This window comes from Klebsiella sp. 18074, from assembly GCF_902705905.1.
Lineage (GTDB): Bacteria > Pseudomonadota > Gammaproteobacteria > Enterobacterales > Enterobacteriaceae > Klebsiella > Klebsiella terrigena.
Genome location: NZ_CACSIS010000001.1, coordinates 295,149 through 315,717 on the forward strand (window position 1 = coordinate 295,149; position 20,569 = coordinate 315,717).

Sequence of the window (20,569 nt, forward strand, 5' to 3'; positions counted from 1 at the left end):
AAAAACTGCGCTAAACCATTAAAGATCATGGTAAAAGTAGCGTTGTTTAATAAAAGCACAGAATGCTTTTTAACCATAAAAATACAAAATATTTACACCACATCACGAACGGGGTTCTGGAGCATGAAAAGGAACGCGAAAACAATCATTGCGGGATTAGTCGCACTGACCATGTCGCATGCGGTAATCGGCAAAGAGATAAAAGTCGCCGTCGTTGGTGCGATGTCGGGCCCGGTAGCGCAATGGGGCGACATGGAGTTCAACGGCGCGCGTCAGGCAATTAAAGACATTAACGCGCAGGGCGGGATTAAGGGCGATAAGCTGGTCGGCGTGGAGTATGACGACGCCTGCGACCCTAAACAGGCCGTCGCGGTGGCGAACAAAATCGTTAACGAAGGGATTAAATACGTTATCGGCCACCTCTGCTCCTCCTCAACCCAACCGGCCTCCGATATCTATGAAGACGAAGGCATTCTGATGATCTCTCCGGGGGCCACCAACCCCGAGCTGACCCAGCGCGGCTATCAGTACATCATGCGTACCGCCGGCCTCGACTCCTCGCAGGGCCCGACCGCCGCAAAATATATTCTGGAAACGGTGAAACCGCAGCGTATTGCTATCATTCATGACAAGCAGCAGTACGGTGAAGGCCTGGCGCGTTCGGTCCAGGAGAGCCTGAAAAAAGGCAACGCCAACATCGTCTTCTTCGACGGGATCACCGCCGGTGAGAAAGACTTCTCGGCGCTGCTCTCTCGCCTGCAGAAAGAGAATATTGATTTCGTTTACTACGGTGGCTATTACCCGGAAATGGGCCAGATGCTGCGCCAGGCGCGGGCTAACGGGCTGAAAACCATCTTTATGGGTCCTGAGGGCGTGGGCAATGCTTCGCTGTCCAATATTGCAGGCGCTGCGGCAGAAGGCATGCTGGTGACAATGCCGAAACGCTATGACCAGGATCCGGCAAACAGCGCTATCGTAGACGCGCTGAAAGCAGAGAAAAAAGATCCGAGCGGGCCGTACGTCTGGATTACCTACGCTGCCGTGCAGTCCTTAGCGCAGGCGATGGACAGAAGCAGCAGCCAGGAGCCGCTGGACTTAATCAAAGATTTGAAAGCTCACGGCGCGAAAACCGTGATTGGGCCGCTGAATTGGGACGAAAAAGGCGATTTGAAGGGATTTGAGTTTGGTGTCTTCCAGTGGCATGCGGATGGATCATCCTCGGCCGCAAAATAAGACAACCACTCTTCATGGTGTGAGCCGCAGATGCGTCAACGACGTTCCTGCCCCGGAGCTTCCGGGGAGGGGGCAGTTTGCCGTCCGTCCGCCGCTCGAATCGTTGAGAGTGGGATTCAACATCCCGCCTTGCGGGTTTAGAAAGGTTACCTTATGTCCGAGCAGTTTCTCTACTTTCTGCAGCAGATGTTTAACGGCGTCACGCTGGGCAGTACCTATGCGCTGATCGCCATCGGTTACACGATGGTATACGGCATTATTGGCATGATTAACTTCGCCCACGGCGAGGTGTATATGATTGGGAGCTACGTCTCCTTCATGATCATTGCCGCGCTGATGATGATGGGCATCGACACCAGCTGGCTGCTGGTCGCCGCCGGATTCGTCGGGGCTATCATTATTGCCAGCGCCTATGGCTGGAGTATTGAACGCGTGGCCTATCGGCCGGTGCGTAGCTCCAAGCGCCTGATTGCGCTGATCTCCGCCATCGGGATGTCTATCTTCCTGCAAAACTACGTCAGCCTGACGGAAGGGTCGCGCGACGTGGCGCTGCCGAGCCTGTTTAATGGCCAGTGGACGGTGGGCAGCAGCGAAAACTTCTCTGCGACAATCACCACCATGCAGCTGGTGATCTGGGTCGTGACCTTTGTGGCGATGCTGGCACTGACGCTGTTTATCCGCTATTCGCGCATGGGCCGCGCCTGCCGCGCCTGTGCGGAAGACCTGAAAATGGCCAGCCTGCTGGGAATTAACACCGATCGCGTTATTGCCCTGACCTTTGTTATCGGCGCCGCAATGGCGGCGGTCGCCGGGGTACTGCTCGGTCAGTTCTACGGCGTTATCAACCCTTATATTGGTTTTATGGCCGGGATGAAAGCCTTTACCGCAGCGGTCCTGGGCGGTATCGGCAGTATTCCTGGCGCGATGATCGGTGGTCTGATTTTGGGTATCGCCGAAGCACTCTCCTCCGCCTATCTCAGCACCGAATATAAAGACGTGGTCTCCTTTGCGCTGCTGATTCTGGTGCTGTTAGTGATGCCTACCGGTATCCTCGGTCGCCCGGAGGTTGAGAAAGTATGAAACCGATGCATATTGCAATGGCGCTGCTGTCCGCGGCGATGTTCTTTATTCTCGCCGGCGTCTTTATGGGCGTGCAGCTGGAGCTGGACGGCACCAAGCTGGTGGTGGATACCGCGGCGGATATCCGCTGGCAGTGGATCTTCATCGGCACCGCGGTGGTCTTCCTCTTCCAACTGATGCGCCCGCTGTTCCAGAAAACCCTGAAAAACGTCTCCGGGCCGAAGTTTATTCTGCCGGCCATCGACGGGTCGACGGTAAAGCAGAAGCTGTTCCTGGTGGCGCTGCTGGTTATCGCCGTCGCGTGGCCGTTTATGGTGTCGCGCGGCACGGTGGATATCGCCACTCTGACCATGATTTACATCATTCTCGGCCTGGGGCTGAACGTGGTGGTGGGGCTGTCCGGCCTGCTGGTGCTGGGCTACGGCGGCTTCTACGCTATCGGCGCCTACACTTTCGCGCTGCTGAACCACTATTATGGCCTCGGCTTCTGGACCTGCCTGCCGCTGGCGGGGCTGGTTTCGGCCGCTGCGGGCTTCCTGCTGGGCTTCCCGGTGCTGCGCCTGCGCGGTGACTATCTGGCGATTGTGACCCTCGGCTTCGGCGAAATTGTGCGTATTTTACTGCTCAATAACACCGAAGTGACCGGCGGCCCGAACGGCATCAGCCAGATCCCTAAGCCGACGCTGTTTGGCCTCGAGTTTAGCCGCAGCGCGCGCGAAGGCGGATGGGATACCTTCAGCAACTTCTTTGGCGTCAAGTATGACCCCAGCGATAGGGTTATTTTCCTCTACCTGGTGGCGCTGCTGCTGGTGGTCTTCTCGCTGTTCGTGATTAACCGCCTGCTGCGCATGCCGCTGGGCCGCGCGTGGGAAGCGCTGCGTGAAGATGAGATTGCCTGTCGTTCTCTGGGCCTCAATCCGACGCGCATCAAGCTTACCGCCTTTACCATCAGCGCCGCGTTTGCCGGTTTTGCCGGGACGCTGTTCGCCGCACGCCAGGGCTTCGTTAGCCCGGAATCCTTTACCTTCGCCGAGTCGGCCTTCGTGCTGGCAATCGTCGTGCTGGGCGGGATGGGCTCGCAGTTTGCGGTGATTCTGGCCGCTGTTTTGCTGGTGGTCTCGCGCGAGCTGATGCGTGATTTCAACGAATACAGCATGCTGATGCTGGGTGGCCTGATGGTACTGATGATGATCTGGCGTCCGCAGGGTCTGCTGCCGATGACGCGCCCGCAGCTGAAGCTGAAAAAAGGTCAGGCTAAAGGAGAGCAGGCATGAGTCAGCCATTATTATCCGTAAGCGGCCTGATGATGCGCTTTGGCGGCCTGCTGGCGGTCAACAACGTGTCGCTGGAGCTGCGTCCGCAGGAAATTGTTTCGCTGATCGGCCCTAACGGTGCCGGGAAGACCACGGTCTTTAACTGCCTCACCGGTTTCTATAAGCCGACCGGCGGTTCGATTATGTTGCGTGACCAGCACCTGGAAGGGCTGCCGGGTCAGCAGATTGCCCGCATGGGCGTCGTGCGTACCTTCCAGCACGTGCGCCTGTTCCGTGAAATGACGGTGATTGAAAACCTGCTGGTAGCGCAGCATCAGCAGCTGAAAACCGGCGTCTTCTCCGGGCTGCTGAAAACGCCGACCTTCCGTCGCGCGCACAGCGAAGCGCTGGATCGCGCAGCGGCCTGGCTCGAGCGTATCGGCCTGCTGGAGCAGGCTAACCGCCAGGCCAGCAACCTCGCCTACGGCGACCAGCGACGGCTGGAGATCGCTCGCTGCATGGTGACGCAGCCGGAAATCCTGATGCTGGATGAACCGGCGGCGGGCCTGAACCCTAAAGAGACCAAGGAGCTTGACGAGCTGATCGCCGAGCTGCGCAGCCATCACAACACCACCATCCTGCTGATTGAACACGATATGAAGCTGGTGATGGGCATTTCCGATCGCATTTACGTGGTAAACCAGGGCACGCCGCTGGCCAACGGAACGCCGGAAGAGATCCGCAACAACCCGGACGTGATCCGCGCATACCTTGGTGAGGCATAAGCATGGAAAAAGTGATGTTATCTTTTGACAACGTAAGCGCCCACTACGGCAAGATTCAGGCGCTGCATAACGTCAGCCTGCATATCAATCAGGGGGAGATTGTGACCCTGATTGGCGCCAACGGCGCGGGTAAAACCACGCTGCTCGGCACTCTGTGCGGCGACCCGCGCGCCAGCAGCGGAAAGGTGGTGTTTGACGGTAAGGATATTACCGACTGGCAGACCGCGAAAATCATGCGCGAAGCGGTGGCGATTGTTCCGGAAGGGCGTCGCGTCTTCTCGCGGATGACGGTCGAAGAGAACCTCGCGATGGGCGGCTTTTTTGCCGACCGTGACCAGTTCCAGACCCGCATTAAGTGGGTATACGAGCTGTTCCCGCGTCTGCTTGAGCGTCGTATTCAGCGCGCGGGCACCATGTCCGGCGGCGAACAGCAGATGTTGGCGATTGGCCGTGCGCTAATGAGCCAGCCGCGCCTGCTGCTGCTGGATGAACCTTCTCTGGGCCTGGCGCCGATTATCATCCAGCAGATTTTCAACACCATCGAACAGCTGCGCGAGCAGGGGATGACCATTTTCCTTGTGGAGCAGAACGCCAACCAGGCGCTGAAGCTTGCCGATCGCGGCTACGTGCTCGAGAACGGACACGTGGTGCTCGAAGATACCGGCGACGCACTGCTGGCCAACGAGGCGGTACGCAGCGCCTATCTGGGCGGTTAACCCTGTGCAGTACGCCCGGCGCAGGCCGGGCGTACTGCTGCTCAGATCACAGCTCCAGCGAACGTTTCCACAGCATAAAATCATACTGTTCCAGCGTATCTGCCCTGGTACGCCAGCTGCCGCTGGCGGTGGCGATGATTTTCTCAAACAGCCCATCGGCGATATCTGACAGCGGCGTGCCTTCGATAATCGGACCACAGTCATAATCGATAATATCCGGCATTTTGTTGGCTAGCGCGGTATTGGTCGAGACCTTGAGTACCGGCACGATCGGGTTTCCCGTCGGGGTGCCAAGTCCCGTTGAAAAGATCACGATATTGCAGCCTGCGGCGACCAGTCCCGTCACCGCATCGACATCATTACCCGGAGTACAAACCAGCGAAAGCCCACGTTCGGCCATCGGCTCCGCGTAATCGCAGACCGCGCTCACCGGCGCTCTGCCGCCTTTTTTGGCTGCCCCGGCAGATTTGATGGCGTCGGTAATCAAGCCATCCGCAATATTGCCCGGGCTTGGGTTATCGGCGATGGTGGTGCCAAAAAAGTTAGCGACGTACTCGTAGTTTTTCATCAGCGCCAGAAACTTCTCTTTGAGCTCGCGATTGAGACAGCGGTGGACGATGTCTCCTTCCGCGCCGCATAGTTCCGGGAACTCCGCCAGCCCGGAAGCACCCCCGAGGGCGACAAGACGATCGGACACTTCACCCATCGCCGGGTTGGCGCTGATCCCCGAAAATCCGTCGGAAGCGCCGCATTTCACGCCCGTTTTTAACCGCGAGAGCGGAACCTCCTGGCGCTCCGCCACCGGAGCTTCGCGAATCGCGTTATAGGTGGCGCTTAACGCGTCCTGCATCATTTTTTCTTCGCTGCTCCAGTCCTGCTGCCGGAAGTAGATAACCGGCTTATTAAACTGCGGATTGCGCGTGGTGAGGGCGGTTTGGAAATCGACAATCCGCGCCTTTTCGCAGCCTAAGGCAAAGACCGTTACCCCGAGCACATTGGGGTGATCGGCGTAGGCCGCGAGGACATCGCACATCGTCATGCTGTCTGAGGCCGCGCCGCCACAACCGGAAGTGACGGTAATACAGCGAATGCCGTCAAGATGGGGGAAGGGCAAATGGCGGTTATCATTCAGGGCATCGGTGGATGTGACCTGACGGGCGAAATTTTTCAGACTGTTATTGGCATAGCCGAGCGCATCGTTTAGCGCATCGGTGACGCGCTGCACATTACGGTTTTCACAGAATACCAGTGGAATCACCAACCAATAGTTCGCGGTGGCGACCCGCCCATCTTCGCGGACGATGCCGCGAAATGTGCGCTGTTGCCAGGCAGAGACATCGGGCTGCTGCCAGTGATAAGGTGCTTCGTCATTCAGCGACACCGGGGCCGCATAGTGTTTGATATTGTCGGTGGTGACGGCCTCGCCCCGGGTGATGGGTTGCGTCGCTTTACCAACCGGCACGCCGTACAGGGAGACGATATCGCCGGGATGGATGTCCTGCGTGGCGAACTTATGCTTGGCTTTGACATCGCTATGGAGAACGTACTCTTCATCGTTCCAGTTAACCCGCTGGTCTTTGCGTAAGTCTTGCAGTGCAACGATCAAATTGTCTGTAGGGTCAATTTTTAAGATGGTCTGCATGTTAGGTATCCTTTGTTATCAGTGCCGCAGGATTTTAGTGGTGGGTAAGTGCGACGCCAGTGGTCGCTTTTCTGCCGGCGAGTGCAGCAATGAGTAAGGCGCAGCACACGGTGATGAGAGACAGGGCTATCAGTCCAGCCGAATCGTTACCGAAGAAGGCATCAACCTCAACGCGAATCAGCGGAGCCAGGAAACTACAAAAGGCGCCCATGGTGGTACAAAAACCGATACTGGCCGCCAGCGCCGAGCCGGAGACGATCTGTGCAGGAAAAGTCCAGAAAATAGGTTGCACTGAGAGGAAGCCGATAGCTGACAGCGAAAGCGCGGCAATAGCCAACACCGGGCCTGACCAGGCAGAGACAAACAGTCCCAGCGCCGCCGCCAGCATGCACAGTACTGCAATCAGCACCCGGCGGGTCGGCATTTTGTCCGCCAGTCGCGGAATGTAGTAGACCCCGACCGCGGAGCAGGCCCAGGGGATGGCGGCGACGAGGGATTCTTTAAAGCCCAGCGTGGAGCCCATCAGCGAGGCGACCTGCGATGGCAGGAAGAACATCAGTCCGTAAACGCTGATTTGGATGGTGCCGTAGATCAATGCCAGGTGCCAGACTTTAAGGCTTTTTAGCGCGGTACTGACGCTACTGGTTTCCGTCTGGCGCTGCTCCTGTTGCAGCTGGTTGATGAGCGCTTTTTTCTCGGCGTCGGTCAGAAAGCGCGCTTTGGCTGGCGTATCATCCAGCCAGAACCAGGCGAAGATCCCCATAACGATGGCCGGGATCCCTTCGATGAAAAACATCCAGAACCAACCGGGTTTACCCAGAAATCCGTGCATTTCCAGCAGCGCACCTGAGACCGGCGAGCCTAAGGTCAGTGCCAGCGGGACGCCGAGCACGAAAATTCCCACCACGGAGGCCCGAACTTTGTTAGGGAAGTAGATTGAGGCCAGCAGCAGAATACCGGGGTAAAAACCAGCTTCTCCTAAACCCAATAAGAATCGCAGAACAATAAACTGGGTTTCCGACTGCACCAGGCCGGTGAGGGCGGAGAGTACGCCCCACAACACGGTGGTGATACTTAACCATTTTTGCGCGCCAATCTTATTCAGGATCAGGTTGGCGGGAATACCGAACAGCGCATAGGCGGCGAAAAATATCCCCGCCCCCAGGGCAAAGGCCGAATTGGAGAGCCCAATATCGACCTGCATCGCCTCTTTGGCGAAGCCGACATTGACCCTGTCAATAAAGGCGATGAAGTAGAGGATAAACATCAGCGGAACCAGACGCTTCCACGATTTAGCGATCGCGGAATTTAATACCGGGTTGTCGTAAGCGGTGATCGTTTTCATCATACCTCCACGGTGGGGTCAGGCATCAATGGCAATACCAGCGCGGGAAAGTATCTGTTGAATACTTTCGCTCTGGCCGATGGTCAGCGAGTTAAAAGGTGCGGTGCAGCGGTCTGACTGAATAATGCCGCGCAGTTGCAATGCTTTTTTAAACGTCGGGATGAAAGGATCGTTAACCGTATAAATATCCATTAAATCATCGACTTTTTGCTGGAGTGACGACACCTTGCTGAGGTCGTTGTCGCTAAACGCCTGTATCCAGTCGCGGAAGATTTCGGGACAAATATTGGATAAACCGCCGATGCAACCATTTCCGCCCGATAAAACGTTGTGCGCGAAGTTGTTATCGTAACCGGCGTAGACTTCAAAATCCGGGCGCTCGGATTTGACCTGGCGAATGATCTGCGCCGTATGGCCGGTGTCCGGAATTGTGTCTTTCAGGCCGATAATATTAGGGAACTCGCGGGCGAGCCGCAGGCAGACCTCGGGTGAGACGGAATAGCCGGTACGTTCCGGGAAGTTATAGATAAAGATTTTGGCCGCGGTCCGATGCGCTATCTGGCTGTAAAAGGTATAGATTGCCTCATCGGTCAGGCGGAAGTACCAGGGGCTGATAATCATCACGCCATCCAGCCCGCATTCATCAGCATAGTTTGCCAGCTCAACGCACTCGTCAATATCCATGCGGCTGGTTCCGGCATAGGCCTTTATTCCATCACGTGGGAACTCTGCGGCCATATGAATAATCTGACGGGACGTTTTCATATCCAGAGAGAAAAACTCGCCGGTACTGCCCATGACGACAAATCCGGAGACGCTATTTTTGATGAAATCATACAGTCGGAAATTACCTTCCGGATCCAGTCTGCCCTGGCTATCAAATACCGTGACGGCAGGGGTGATGTAACGACTTTGCATGTTATGTTCCTTTTGTTCGTATATACAAACAGTGTTTGTATTTGCAATCAAACATAAGTAAACATGATGAGAATACGAAGTCAAACCGACGAAAAAGTGGCGAAAAAATGATTAATACAATGAATTGATGGAGAAATAGACAGCTGAGCCAGGTGCCACAGTAGGTGATTAAATATCGGTAATGTGTGTGTAATCACACTTCCTGTGGCCGGGAGAGGACGGTCAGTAGTTTTTGATTTCGGGCAGCTTGTTCAGCACGCTTTCGATACGCGTTTTCGCGCTTTTTAAGGCGTGGATGACCTGCTGTGTTTTCTCTTCGCCGGCCCGGAATGCCGGTAAGGAGACGCTGATGGCCGCCAGAATGGTCTCTTTTTGCTGCAGGGGAACGGCGAAGCAAATCGTGTCGTCATTCACTTCCCGGTCGTCCATGGCGTAGCCGTTGCTGGCGACCTGGGTTAACTGTTGACGAAGCTCGACCATGCTGGTGATGCTGCGTGGGGTGACGCAAGGCAGACCCTGCGGGTAAAGTTCCAGAATCTCGTCGTCACGGTGTTTGTGCAGCAACGCTTTGCCCAGCGCGGAGCAGATCGCCGGAAGGCGAGTGCCGACCTTAGAGACCAGTTGTACGGTCTGGTCGCCCTGCACTTTATCTACATAGAGCACCCAGGCGTCGTCGAGGATACCGAGCTGGCAGACTTCGTTGCATTCGTTGACGACCGCCTGCATCTCGCTATTAATCATTTTTAGCCAGAACTCTTTTTCAACGGTGGCGCTGGCGAGGACTGCGCATGAGATCCCGAGCGTGTAAATGCCGTTACGCTCATCGTGACTGATATATTTCCGGTATTGTAACGACTTAAGAATCGGGAAAATCGTTCCTTTAGAAATATCCGTTTTGAGCGACAGCTCAGACAGCGTCATCCCATCAACATTGGCTAATGTTTCGAGGATAAGTAAAACGCGCTCGGTGGGTTTGTGAAGCGTCTTCATGTTGGTCCTTGTGACGGTTCGCCGGAGAGTGCTCTTAAACGAACTCTATTTAACTACAGATTGTCACTTATCTGTAGCCCGGCCGGGAATTATCCCCATGACGTGTCGCAGCTCCCACTTTCCTGTCTCCGATCTTTCATCGTCTTGCCATCTCTTTGACGTCTTACTATCTTTTTTTTGTAATAAAAGAGTTATTTTTCTGTAATTCGAGCATGTCATGTTACCCCCGCGAACATCAAACGCGTGAAATCGCGCATCTGGAACAACAAGAGAGATAACCGATGATATCGTTACGACATACGGCTTTAGGACTGGCGCTTAGCCTGGCATTTGCCGGTCAGGCCCTCGCAGTAACTACCATCCCGTTCTGGCACTCAATGGAAGGGGAACTGGGTAAAGAAGTTGATTCTCTGGCGCAACGTTTCAACGCGGCCAATCCGGATTACAAAATTACGCCGGTCTACAAAGGTAACTACGAGCAGAGCCTGAGCGCCGGTATCGCCGCGTTTCGTACCGGCAACGCCCCGGCACTGCTGCAGGTTTATGAAGTCGGTACCGCGACGATGATGGCGTCAAAAGCCATCAAGCCGGTGTATCAGGTCTTCACCGATGCGGGCATTAAGTTTGATGAATCGCAGTTCGTGCCGACCGTTTCCGGCTACTACACCGACTCTAAAACCGGCCACCTCCTCTCCCAGCCTTTTAACAGCTCCACCCCGGTGCTGTACTACAACAAAGACGCCTTCAAAAAAGCCGGCTTAGATCCGGAGCAGCCGCCGAAAACCTGGCAGGATCTGGCCGCCTATACCGCGAAGCTGAAGGCCGCCGGAATGAAGTGCGGCTACGCCAGCGGCTGGCAGGGCTGGATTCAGATTGAGAACTTCAGCGCCTGGCACGGCCTGCCGGTCGCCACCAAAAATAACGGCTTCGACGGCACCGATGCGGTTCTGGAGTTCAACAAGCCGGAGCAGGTGAAGCATATCGCCATGCTGGAAGCGATGAACAAGAAGGGCGACTTCAGCTACTTCGGGCGTAAAGATGAGTCCACCGAGAAGTTCTACAACGGTGACTGCGCGATTACCACCGCTTCCTCCGGTTCGCTTGCCGATATCCGCCAGTACGCCAAATTCAACTATGGCGTCGGGATGATGCCGTACGATGCCGACGTTAAGGGCGCGCCGCAGAACGCCATTATCGGCGGAGCGAGTCTGTGGGTGATGCAGGGTAAAGATAAAGAGACCTACACCGGGGTGGCGAAATTCCTCGAGTTCCTCACAAAACCGGAAATCGCTGCGGAATGGCACCAGAAAACCGGCTATCTGCCGATCACCACCGCCGCCTACGATCTGACCCGTCAGCAGGGCTTCTATGACAAAAACCCCGGCGCCGATATCGCCACTCGTCAGATGCTGAACAAGCCGCCGCTGCCGTTCACCAAAGGCCTGCGCCTGGGCAATATGCCGCAGATTCGCACCGTAGTGGATGAGGAGCTGGAAAGCGTTTGGACCGGCAAGAAAACCCCGCAGCAGGCGCTGGATTCAGCGGTTGAGCGCGGTAACCAGCTGCTGCGTCGTTTCGAGCAGTCGACTAAGTCGTAACGTATTGATGCCGATTGATTCAGGGCAGTAGGTCGAACGGACGTCCCCCGGTAGCGCCGCGCTCACCGGGGGATATCCGCCTTTGGCGATCGCCGATAGCAGCGAATCACTGGGCATCATCGAGCAAAAGAGTAACCTCATGTCATCAACCCGTCCGGTATTCCGCTCGCGCTGGCTGCCCTATCTGCTGGTTGCGCCACAGCTGATTATCACCATTATTTTCTTTATCTGGCCCGCGGGCGAGGCACTGTGGTATTCGCTGCAAAGCGTCGACCCGTTTGGCCTCTCCAGCCAGTTCGTCGGCATGGATAACTTCGTTACCCTGTTCCACGACCCGTACTATCTGGACTCATTCTGGACCACCATCAAGTTCAGCTCGATGGTGACGTTCAGCGGCCTGATCGTTTCGCTGTTTTTCGCCGCGCTGGTCGACTACGTGGTGCGCGGCAGCCGCTTCTATCAAACGCTGATTCTGCTGCCCTACGCCGTTGCGCCCGCGGTTGCCGCGGTGCTGTGGATTTTCCTCTTTAACCCAGGACGCGGGCTGATTACCCATTTCCTCGGCGAGATGGGCTACGACTGGAACCACGCGCAGAACAGCGGCCAGGCGATGTTCCTCGTGGTATTTGCTTCGGTATGGAAGCAGATTAGCTACAACTTCCTGTTCTTCTTCGCCGCGCTGCAGTCGATCCCGCGCTCGCTGGTGGAGGCTGCGGCGATTGACGGGGCTGGCCCGGTCCGCCGCTTCTTCAAGCTGGCGCTGCCGCTGATTGCGCCGGTGAGCTTCTTCCTGCTGGTCGTCAACCTGGTTTACGCCTTCTTCGATACCTTCCCGGTTATCGATGCCGCTACCGCCGGTGGCCCGGTCCAGGCGACGACGACGCTAATCTATAAGATCTATCGTGAAGGCTTTGCCGGGCTCGATCTCTCCGCTTCCGCCGCGCAGTCGGTGGTGCTGATGATGCTGGTGATTGTGCTGACGGTGGTTCAGTTCCGCTATGTTGAACGTAAGGTGCGCTACCAATGATTGAGAACCGTCCCGGGCTGACGATTTTCAGCCACACCATGCTGATTGCGGGAATTGCCGTCATTCTGTTCCCGCTGTACGTCGCCTTTGTCGCGGCCACGCTGGACAACAAGGCGGTCTTTGAGACGCCGATGACGCTGATCCCCGGCGGCCACCTTTTGGAAAATATGGCTACCATCTGGCAGCAGGGCGTGGGGGCCAACAGCGCACCGTTCTGGCTGATGATGCTCAACAGCTTCATCATGGCGTTCAGCATCACGGTGGGCAAAATCGTGGTGTCGATGCTCTCGGCGTTCGCCATCGTCTGGTTCCGCTTCCCGCTACGTAACCTGTTCTTCTGGACGATCTTTATAACCCTGATGCTGCCGGTTGAGGTGCGAATTTTCCCGACGGTAGAGGTAATTGCCAACCTGAAGATGCTCGATAGCTACGCCGGCCTGACGCTGCCGCTGATGGCCTCGGCAACCGCCACCTTCCTGTTCCGCCAGTTCTTTATGACCCTGCCGGATGAGCTGATTGAAGCGGCGCGCATCGACGGCGCCTCGCCGATGCGCTTTTTCCGCGACATCGTGCTGCCGCTGTCGAAAACCAATCTCGCGGCGCTGTTCGTTATCACCTTTATCTACGGCTGGAACCAGTACCTGTGGCCGCTGCTGATTATTCAGGATATCAATCTCGGCACCGCGGTGGCGGGTATCAAAGGCATGATCGCCACCGGCGAGGGCACCACGCAGTGGAATCAGGTGATGGCGGCAATGCTGCTGACGCTGATTCCCCCGGTTGTTATCGTTTTAGCCATGCAGCGCGCGTTTGTGCGTGGTTTAGTGGACAGTGAGAAGTAGGTTGTATCCCTTGATTGTTCGTGGGGTCGACGCTGAGCCGAAACCGCGTAATCAAGGCAGAGGATGATGGACATAGTGGGCCTATGTCCAAATCCGACAACGCAGAGTACGCGGTTTCGGCACGCGTCCCGAAGGGCTGGGGCCATTTTTGCCCGGTACCGCGTTACTCGCGTCTTATTTGGGCCCACCAAACTGCGACGCTTGCGCCTTGCCCCGAGCAAAAATAGCCGCCAGCGACGTTCATGAACAATCAAGGGATACAACCTTTTATGGCTGGTTTGAAGCTACAGGCAGTAACCAAAAGCTGGGATGGCAAAACCCAGATTATTCAGCCGCTGACGCTCGACGTGGCGGACGGGGAGTTTATCGTGATGGTCGGGCCTTCCGGCTGCGGAAAATCGACCCTGCTGCGGATGGTGGCCGGGCTTGAGCGCGTGACCAGCGGCGACATCTGGATTAACCGCCAGCGTGTCACCGAGATGGAGCCGAAGGATCGCGGTATTGCGATGGTGTTCCAGAACTACGCCCTCTACCCGCATATGAGCGTGGAGGAGAATATGGCCTGGGGGCTGAAAATTCGCGGGATGGGCAAAAGCCTGATTGACGAGCGGGTGCAGGAAGCGGCGCGCATTCTGGAACTCGATGGCCTGCTCAAACGTCGCCCGCGGGAACTCTCCGGCGGCCAGCGTCAGCGCGTGGCGATGGGCCGCGCCATCGTCCGCGATCCGGCGGTATTCCTGTTTGATGAACCGCTGTCTAACCTTGATGCCAAGCTGCGCGTGCAGATGCGCCTGGAGCTCCAGCAGCTGCACCGTCGGCTGAAAACCACCTCGCTGTACGTCACCCACGACCAGGTTGAGGCGATGACCCTCGCTCAGCGGGTGATGGTGATGAATAAAGGCGTTGCCGAGCAGATTGGCACACCGGTGGAGGTGTACGAAAAGCCGGCCAGCCGCTTTGTGGCGAGCTTTATCGGCAGCCCGGCGATGAACCTGCTCGACGGGCGCATCAGCGACGACGGCAGCCGTTTTGAACTGGAGGGCGGCCTGCATCTGCCGATCGATAGCGAGCATCGTCGGCACGCCGGGCGTAAGATGACCCTCGGCATCCGTCCGGAACATTTTGCCGCAGGCCCCGAGACGGAAGGCGGCGTACCGCTGGTGATGGATACGCTGGAAATTTTAGGTGCCGATAACCTCGCCCACGGGCGCTGGGGCGCGCAGAAGCTGGTCGTCAGGCTGCCGCATCAGCAGCGTCCGGCGGTGGGCAGCACGCTGTGGCTGCATCTGCCGCAGGATCATCTGCACCTCTTTGATGGTGAAACAGGACAACGCGCATGAGTTACTGGCCTTACCCCCATATCGTCGCCCATCGCGGCGGCGGAAAGTTGGCGCCGGAGAATACCCTAGCCGCTATTGATACCGGCGCTCGCTTTGGTCATACCATGATCGAGTTCGACGCCAAACTGTCGAAGGATGGGCAAATCTTTCTGCTGCATGACGATAATCTCGAGCGCACCAGCAACGGCTGGGGCGTGGCGGGCGAGCTGGCGTGGCATGAGCTGCTGAACGTCGATGCGGGAAGCTGGTACGGCCGCGAATTTAAAGGCGAGCCGCTGCCGCTGCTCTCCGCCGTGGCGGAGCGCTGCCGTCAGCTGAACATGATGGCCAATATCGAAATTAAGCCGACCACCGGCACCGGGCTGCTGACCGGCAAGGTGGTGGCCTTAGCGGCCCGCGAGCTGTGGCACGGCATGACCGCGCCGCTGCTGTCATCGTTTGAAATTGACGCCCTGGAAGCGGCGCAGCAGGCGGCGCCCGAGCTGCCGCGTGGGCTGCTGCTTGACGAATGGCGCGAGGATTGGCGCGAGCTGACCGCCCGGCTGGGCTGCGTGTCGATTCACCTGAACCATAAGCTGCTCGATGAGGCGCGGGTGGCGAGCCTGAAGGCCGCAGGTCTGCATATTCTGGTATATACCGTCAATAAACCCCAGCGTGCCGCCGAGCTGCTGCGCTGGGGCGTCGACAGCATCTGTACCGATGCGATAGACGTCATCGGCCCCAACTTCCAGTAATCTGCCGACAGGCGGCCTTTACGGGGTCGTCTGTCGCGGCAGCATGCCACCGTTACTATTCGGCAGAACCTGCTGCTGCGAATTCACCTTCCCGCTCTGCAATACGCGCTGCTGGTTGTTGTTCTGCTGCGTTTGAAGATGCTGCTGCTGAGCGCGCGTCTGGTTCTGCATATCCTGCTTCAGCATGCTCTGATGCTGCTGCTGCTGGACCTGCATCTGGTTTTGCATCCGCTGCTGGCTGGGGACGACGTACCCCGGCTGGTTGGGATTGTTGGTGGTATTAAGCGGCTGTGCCAGGGCGGTCAACGGCATCAGCACCGCCAGAAATAGTATTGCCTTCATTGTTCTCTCCTCCCGTGCGTGGGATCGCTTAAGTGTACCTCCTTTCCGGCATAACAATGATTTTTTAGGACTTATCAACCAGGCTTATGCAGGGACAAAAACAGATTCAGGAGTATGGCAATGATAACAACACTATTCTGGCGTCAGGCGGTCATCGCCTTGCTGTTGGCGGGCGGGAGCTTTACCGTCGCCGCAAGCCCGGCCCCGCCTCCCGTATCCTACGGAGTTGAAGAGGACGTCTTTCATCCGGTTCGCGCCCAGCAGGGAATGGTGGCGTCGGTTGATGCCCTGGCCACCCGCGTCGGCGTGGATATTTTGCGCCAGGGTGGAAACGCCGTCGATGCGGCGGTGGCGGTGGGTTATGCGCTGGCGGTCACGCACCCGCAGGCGGGCAATATTGGCGGCGGCGGCTTTATGATGCTGCGCACCAAAGATGGTAAAACGACGGCCATTGATTTTCGCGAAATGGCGCCGGAACAGGCAACCCGCGATATGTTCCTCGATGACCAGGGCAACCCGGACAGTAAAAAGTCGCTGACCTCGCATCTCGCCTCCGGTACGCCGGGCAGCGTGGCCGGCTTCTCCCTGGCGCTGGAAAAATACGGCACCATGCCGCTGAACAAGGTGATTCGTCCGGCCATCAAGCTGGCTGAAGAGGGCTTCACGGTCAATGATGCGCTGGCGGACGACCTGAAAACCTACGGCAGCGAGGTGATCCCGAATCACGCCAACAGCCGGGCTATTTTCTGGAAAAACGGTGAGCCGCTGAAAAAGGGCGACAAGCTGGTGCAAAAACAGCTGGGGAAAAGCCTGGAGCTGATCGCCGAGCACGGCCCGGACGCGTTTTATAAAGGGGCGATTGCCGACCAGATTGCCGATGAGATGCAAAAAAACGGCGGGCTGATCACCAAAGCGGACCTGGCGAACTACCGGGCGGTGGAGCGCACGCCGATAAGCGGCGACTATCGCGGCTACCAGGTGTTCTCGATGCCGCCGCCTTCCTCCGGGGGGATCCACATCGTGCAGATCCTCAATATCCTCGAAAACTTCGATATGCATAAGTTCGGCTTCGGCAGCGCGGACGCCATGCAGGTGATGGCGGAAGCGGAGAAGCACGCCTATGCCGATCGCTCTGAGTACCTCGGCGATCCGGATTTCGTTAAGGTTCCGTGGCAGGCGCTCACCAGCAAGGCCTACGCCAAATCGATAGCCGAGCAGATCGATATCAATAAGGCGAAACCCTCCAGCCAGATCCGTCCGGGCAAGCTGGCGCCTTACGAGAGCAACCAGACCACCCACTTTTCGGTGGTGGACAAAGATGGCAACGCGGTGGCGGTGACCTACACGCTGAACACCGTTTTTGGTACCGGCATTGTGGCGGGGAACTCCGGGATCTTAATGAACAATCAGATGGATGATTTCTCGGCGAAGCCCGGCGTGCCTAACGTCTATGGGCTGGTGGGCGGTGACGCCAACTCCGTCGGGCCGAAAAAACGCCCGCTGTCGTCAATGTCGCCGACGATTGTGGTGAAGGACGGTAAAACCTGGCTGGTCACCGGCAGTCCGGGCGGCAGCCGGATTATCACGACGGTGCTGCAAATGGTGGTGAACTCCATCGATTTTGGGATGAACGTCGCGGAAGCCACCAACGCACCGCGCTTCCATCATCAGTGGCTGCCCGATGAGCTGCGGGTGGAGAAGGGCTTTAGCCCGGATACCCTGAAGCTGCTGACGGAAAGAGGGCAGAAGGTGGCGGTGAAAGAGGCGATGGGCAGCACGCAAAGTATTATGGTCGGCCCGGACGGCACGCTGTACGGCGCGTCTGACCCGCGTTCGCCGGGGGATTTAACCGCCGGATACTAAGCGCGATCTAAACCCTCTCCCCGAGCGGGAGAGGGTTGGGAAGGGCTACTCTTTCAGGCGGGCCATAAAGAGGGCATCGACGTATTCACCGTTGCGCAGCGCAAACTTACGCCCGGTCCCCTCAACGCTAAAGCCGTATTTGCGATAGACAGAAATGGCGGATGCGTTATCAGCGAATACCGTTAATTCGATGCGTTCGACGCGCAGCCAGTTATCACACAGGTTTATCATCTCGCGCATCAGGGCGCTGCCGACGCCGCGTCCGTGAAAGGGCGCCGCCACGCTCATACCGAAGGTCGCGACGTGGCTACGGCGCGGGCGGGACTCAACGCTCAGCATCAGGTGGCCGACGACCTGCTCATCGATGCTGGCGACCAGATGGTGGCCGTTGGGCCGGGGCTGTAGCCGCTCCTGCCACATTTCCATTGCCGGATGAGGAAGCTGTAGCGTGTCGTGATAGACCTCCGGGTGTGCAGTCAGTTGACGTAACGGTTCTGCATCGCGCGGTTCGGCGTGGCGTATCACTATCTCACTCATTCCTCTTCTCCTTAGTGCCTGCATATCAGGCTTTATCTGCTCGTTGAGTCCCTTTCAACATCCCTGACTTTAAAAAAGGCGTCAACGGCTATTTTTTGCAAAAAAGAAGTAGACAAGTGCGAATGAGAATGATTATTATTGTCCTGCATTCAGGGAGACCCTTGCGGAAAGCCTGAAAGCACGACATTGCTCACATTGCTTCCAGTATTACTTTAGCCAGCCAGGTGCTGGCTTTTTTTTTGCCTTTTTTTGCCGGTCATTTTCCACCATCGTCGGTGGCTTAAGGGTTAAGTTCGTCGCCGGGGTGCGCTATGGTTAGCAGCAGAAACCTCAACTAAGGACTGCGTTATGACTCTGCACTGCGCATTTATTGGATTCGGTAAAAGCACCACCCGCTACCATCTTCCTTACGTTCTGCACCGCAAAGACCGCTGGCACGTGGCGCATATCTATCGCCGCAGCGCGAAGCCGGAAGAGCAGGCCACGCAGTACTCGCATATTCACTTCACCAGCGATCTCGATGAGGTACTTAACGATCCTCAGGTCAAGCTGGTGATTGTCTGCACCCACGCCGACAGCCACTTTGACTACGCGAAGCGCGCGCTGGAAGCGGGCAAGAACGTGCTGGTGGAAAAACCCTTCACCCCGACCCTGGCGGAAGCAAAAGCGCTGTTCGCGCTGGCAAAAAGCAAGGGGCTGACGGTAACGCCGTACCAGAACCGCCGCTTTGACTCCTGCTTCCTGGCCGCTAAGAAGGCGATTGAAAGCGGTAAACTGGGTGAGATCGTTGAAATTGAAAGCCACTTCGACCTCTATCGCCCGACGGCGGAAACGCAGCCCGGAGCTGCGCAGGATGGCGCCTTTTATGGCCTTGGCGTGCATACGCTGGATCAGATAATCTCCCTGTTCGGCCGCCCGGATCGCGTGGCGTACGACATCCGCAGCCTGCGTAATAAGGCCAACCCGGATGATACCTTTGAAGCCCAGCTGTTCTACGGCGACCTGAAGGCGATTGTTAAAACCAGTTATCTGGTGAAGCTGGCGTATCCGAAATTTATCGTTCACGGCCATAAAGGGTCGTTTATCAAATACGGTATCGACCAGCAGGAAACCAGCCTGAAGGCGAATATCATGCCGGGCGAGCCGGGCTTCGCGGCAGACGAGAGCATCGGCCTGCTGGAGTACGTGGATGATAGCGGCGCGAGCGTGCGCGAAGAGCTGCGGGTGGAGCCCGGCGACTACGGGCGGGTGTATGATTCGCTCTACGAGACCCTGGTAAACGGGGCCGGGAATTACGTCAAGGAATCTGACGTTCTCACCAATATGGAGATCCTCGAACGCGGCTTCAGGCAGCCATCGCCGGCCACGATAACCCTCGATAAATAAGCATCCTGAGCTCCTCTGCTCTTATTCATATTTTTTGAACAGAGGAGTCAATTTTCACCCTCTATGATCGTTAGCGGAATGGGCCCACACTTATTCCATCGAAAACATACGGGGGTGCAACATGATCTACTTACGCAAAGCTAACGAACGCGGTCACGCTAATCATGGCTGGCTCGATTCCTGGCATACTTTCTCTTTCGCCAACTATTACGACGCCAATTTTATGGGCTTTTCCGCTCTGCGCGTGATTAACGATGACGTGATTGACGCCGGCCAGGGCTTCGGGACCCACCCGCATAAAGATATGGAAATTCTGACCTACGTGCTGGAAGGGGTGGTTGAACACCAGGACAGCATGGGTAACAAAGAGCAGGTTCCCGCGGGTGAATTCCAGATCATGAGCGCCGGTACCGGGGTTCGTCACTCTGAATACAACCCGAGCAGCACCGAACGTCTGCACCTGTATCAAATCTGGATTATGCCGGAAGAGAACGGCATCGCTCCGCGCTATGAGCAGCGCCGGTTTGATGCGCTGCAGGGCAAACAGCTGGTGCTGTCGCCGGACGCTCGCGAAGGCTCGCTGAAAGTACATCAGGATATGGAGCTGTACCGCTGGGCGCTGCTGAAAGACGAGCAGTCGGTCCATCAGATTGCCGCGGAACGTCGCGTGTGGATTCAGGTCGTTAAAGGTGAAGTTACCATCAACGGCACCAAAGCGACCACCAGCGATGGCCTGGCGATTTGGGATGAGCAGGCTATCTCGGTTCATGCCGATAGCGACAGCGAAATCCTGCTGTTCGATCTGCCTCCGGTCTAATACTCAGGCCTGCTTTTTGTCGCACACCCGGTCGGCCAGCACGGCCGGGGATTTTTGGCGCAACGGCCGCAGCGCCGCTCGCATGATTGCGGCCATTAACGCTAAATAAAGTCGTTAGCGC

At 57.0% G+C, this 20,569-nt stretch carries 19 protein-coding genes; 13 read left to right on the forward strand and 6 right to left on the reverse strand.

Annotation, left to right across the window (positions count from 1 at the left end; genetic code table 11):
* Positions 1-123 precede the first annotated feature (123 nt).
* The 5 genes from livK (at position 124) to livF (ending at position 5,067) form a co-directional block, all read left to right on the forward strand.
* On the forward strand, positions 124-1,233 hold the full coding sequence (livK, locus tag GVK32_RS01345; protein WP_159864409.1) for a high-affinity branched-chain amino acid ABC transporter substrate-binding protein LivK: 1,110 nt from the start codon (positions 124-126) through the stop codon (positions 1,231-1,233).
* Between the two features lie 153 nt (positions 1,234-1,386).
* Positions 1,387-2,313 carry a high-affinity branched-chain amino acid ABC transporter permease LivH gene (gene livH, locus GVK32_RS01350; protein ID WP_159864412.1) on the forward strand — a complete coding sequence of 309 codons (927 nt, stop codon included), beginning with the start codon at positions 1,387-1,389 and terminating at the stop codon, positions 2,311-2,313.
* Positions 2,310-3,587 carry a branched chain amino acid ABC transporter permease LivM gene (livM, locus tag GVK32_RS01355; protein WP_159864415.1) on the forward strand — a complete coding sequence of 426 codons (1,278 nt, stop codon included), beginning with the start codon at positions 2,310-2,312 and terminating at the stop codon, positions 3,585-3,587. The genes livH and livM overlap by 4 nt, the downstream gene beginning before the upstream one ends.
* Positions 3,584-4,351 (forward strand): high-affinity branched-chain amino acid ABC transporter ATP-binding protein LivG, encoded by a 768-nt coding sequence (gene livG / locus GVK32_RS01360; RefSeq protein WP_159864418.1) that lies wholly within the window; start codon positions 3,584-3,586, stop codon positions 4,349-4,351. Before livM ends, livG begins: the two co-directional genes overlap by 4 nt.
* Before the next feature lie 2 nt (positions 4,352-4,353).
* Positions 4,354-5,067 (forward strand): high-affinity branched-chain amino acid ABC transporter ATP-binding protein LivF, encoded by a 714-nt coding sequence (gene livF / locus GVK32_RS01365; RefSeq protein WP_004868545.1) that lies wholly within the window; start codon positions 4,354-4,356, stop codon positions 5,065-5,067.
* Positions 5,068-5,113: 46 nt separating this feature from the next.
* Here the strand turns inward: livF and GVK32_RS01370 are convergent, their stop codons facing one another.
* The 4 genes from GVK32_RS01370 to GVK32_RS01385 form a co-directional block, all read right to left on the reverse strand.
* Positions 5,114-6,709: a UxaA family hydrolase gene (locus GVK32_RS01370; protein ID WP_159864421.1), complete on the reverse strand. Its 1,596-nt coding sequence runs from the start codon at positions 6,707-6,709 to the stop codon at positions 5,114-5,116.
* A 34-nt stretch (positions 6,710-6,743) separates the two neighbouring features.
* Positions 6,744-8,054, reverse strand: coding sequence for an MFS transporter (locus GVK32_RS01375; RefSeq protein WP_159864424.1), 1,311 nt, complete (start codon positions 8,052-8,054; stop codon positions 6,744-6,746).
* 18 nt (positions 8,055-8,072) lie between these two features.
* Positions 8,073-8,972 (reverse strand): dihydrodipicolinate synthase family protein, encoded by a 900-nt coding sequence (locus GVK32_RS01380; protein ID WP_159864427.1) that lies wholly within the window; start codon positions 8,970-8,972, stop codon positions 8,073-8,075.
* Positions 8,973-9,194: 222 nt separating this feature from the next.
* Entirely contained in the window at positions 9,195-9,962 is a 768-nt protein-coding gene (locus tag GVK32_RS01385) for an IclR family transcriptional regulator (RefSeq protein WP_159864430.1), read from the reverse strand.
* Positions 9,963-10,243: 281 nt separating this feature from the next.
* On the opposite strand from GVK32_RS01385, the gene ugpB reads away from it, so the two are divergent.
* The 5 genes from ugpB (at position 10,244) to ugpQ (ending at position 15,503) form a co-directional block, all read left to right on the forward strand.
* A complete protein-coding gene (gene ugpB, locus GVK32_RS01390) occupies positions 10,244-11,560 on the forward strand; it encodes a sn-glycerol-3-phosphate ABC transporter substrate-binding protein UgpB (protein ID WP_041143047.1) in 1,317 nt (438 codons plus the stop codon).
* A 139-nt stretch (positions 11,561-11,699) separates the two neighbouring features.
* Positions 11,700-12,587 (forward strand): sn-glycerol-3-phosphate ABC transporter permease UgpA, encoded by an 888-nt coding sequence (ugpA, locus tag GVK32_RS01395; RefSeq protein WP_159864433.1) that lies wholly within the window; start codon positions 11,700-11,702, stop codon positions 12,585-12,587.
* Complete coding sequence (gene ugpE / locus GVK32_RS01400) at positions 12,584-13,429, forward strand: sn-glycerol-3-phosphate ABC transporter permease UgpE (protein WP_159864436.1); 846 nt, start codon at positions 12,584-12,586, stop codon at positions 13,427-13,429. The genes ugpA and ugpE overlap by 4 nt, the downstream gene beginning before the upstream one ends.
* Positions 13,430-13,698: 269 nt before the next feature.
* Complete coding sequence (locus GVK32_RS01405; RefSeq protein WP_159864439.1) at positions 13,699-14,769, forward strand: sn-glycerol-3-phosphate import ATP-binding protein UgpC; 1,071 nt, start codon at positions 13,699-13,701, stop codon at positions 14,767-14,769.
* On the forward strand, positions 14,766-15,503 hold the full coding sequence (gene ugpQ / locus GVK32_RS01410; protein ID WP_159864442.1) for a glycerophosphodiester phosphodiesterase: 738 nt from the start codon (positions 14,766-14,768) through the stop codon (positions 15,501-15,503). Before GVK32_RS01405 ends, ugpQ begins: the two co-directional genes overlap by 4 nt.
* An 18-nt stretch (positions 15,504-15,521) precedes the next feature.
* On the opposite strand, the gene GVK32_RS01415 is transcribed toward ugpQ, so the two are convergent.
* Complete coding sequence (locus GVK32_RS01415) at positions 15,522-15,845, reverse strand: DUF2756 family protein (protein WP_159864445.1); 324 nt, start codon at positions 15,843-15,845, stop codon at positions 15,522-15,524.
* 120 nt (positions 15,846-15,965) lie between these two features.
* Between GVK32_RS01415 and ggt the strand changes: the two genes are divergently transcribed.
* Complete coding sequence (ggt, locus tag GVK32_RS01420; protein WP_159864448.1) at positions 15,966-17,708, forward strand: gamma-glutamyltransferase; 1,743 nt, start codon at positions 15,966-15,968, stop codon at positions 17,706-17,708.
* Between the two features lie 45 nt (positions 17,709-17,753).
* On the opposite strand, the gene yhhY is transcribed toward ggt, so the two are convergent.
* Complete coding sequence (gene yhhY / locus GVK32_RS01425) at positions 17,754-18,233, reverse strand: N-acetyltransferase (protein ID WP_161795664.1); 480 nt, start codon at positions 18,231-18,233, stop codon at positions 17,754-17,756.
* A gap of 360 nt (positions 18,234-18,593) precedes the next feature.
* On the opposite strand from yhhY, the gene GVK32_RS01430 reads away from it, so the two are divergent.
* Together GVK32_RS01430 and yhhW are read left to right on the forward strand one after the other, a co-directional pair.
* On the forward strand, positions 18,594-19,631 hold the full coding sequence (locus tag GVK32_RS01430) for an oxidoreductase (protein ID WP_159864450.1): 1,038 nt from the start codon (positions 18,594-18,596) through the stop codon (positions 19,629-19,631).
* A 121-nt stretch (positions 19,632-19,752) separates the two neighbouring features.
* A complete protein-coding gene (gene yhhW / locus GVK32_RS01435; RefSeq protein WP_041143039.1) occupies positions 19,753-20,448 on the forward strand; it encodes a quercetin 2,3-dioxygenase in 696 nt (231 codons plus the stop codon).
* Positions 20,449-20,569 lie beyond the last annotated feature (121 nt).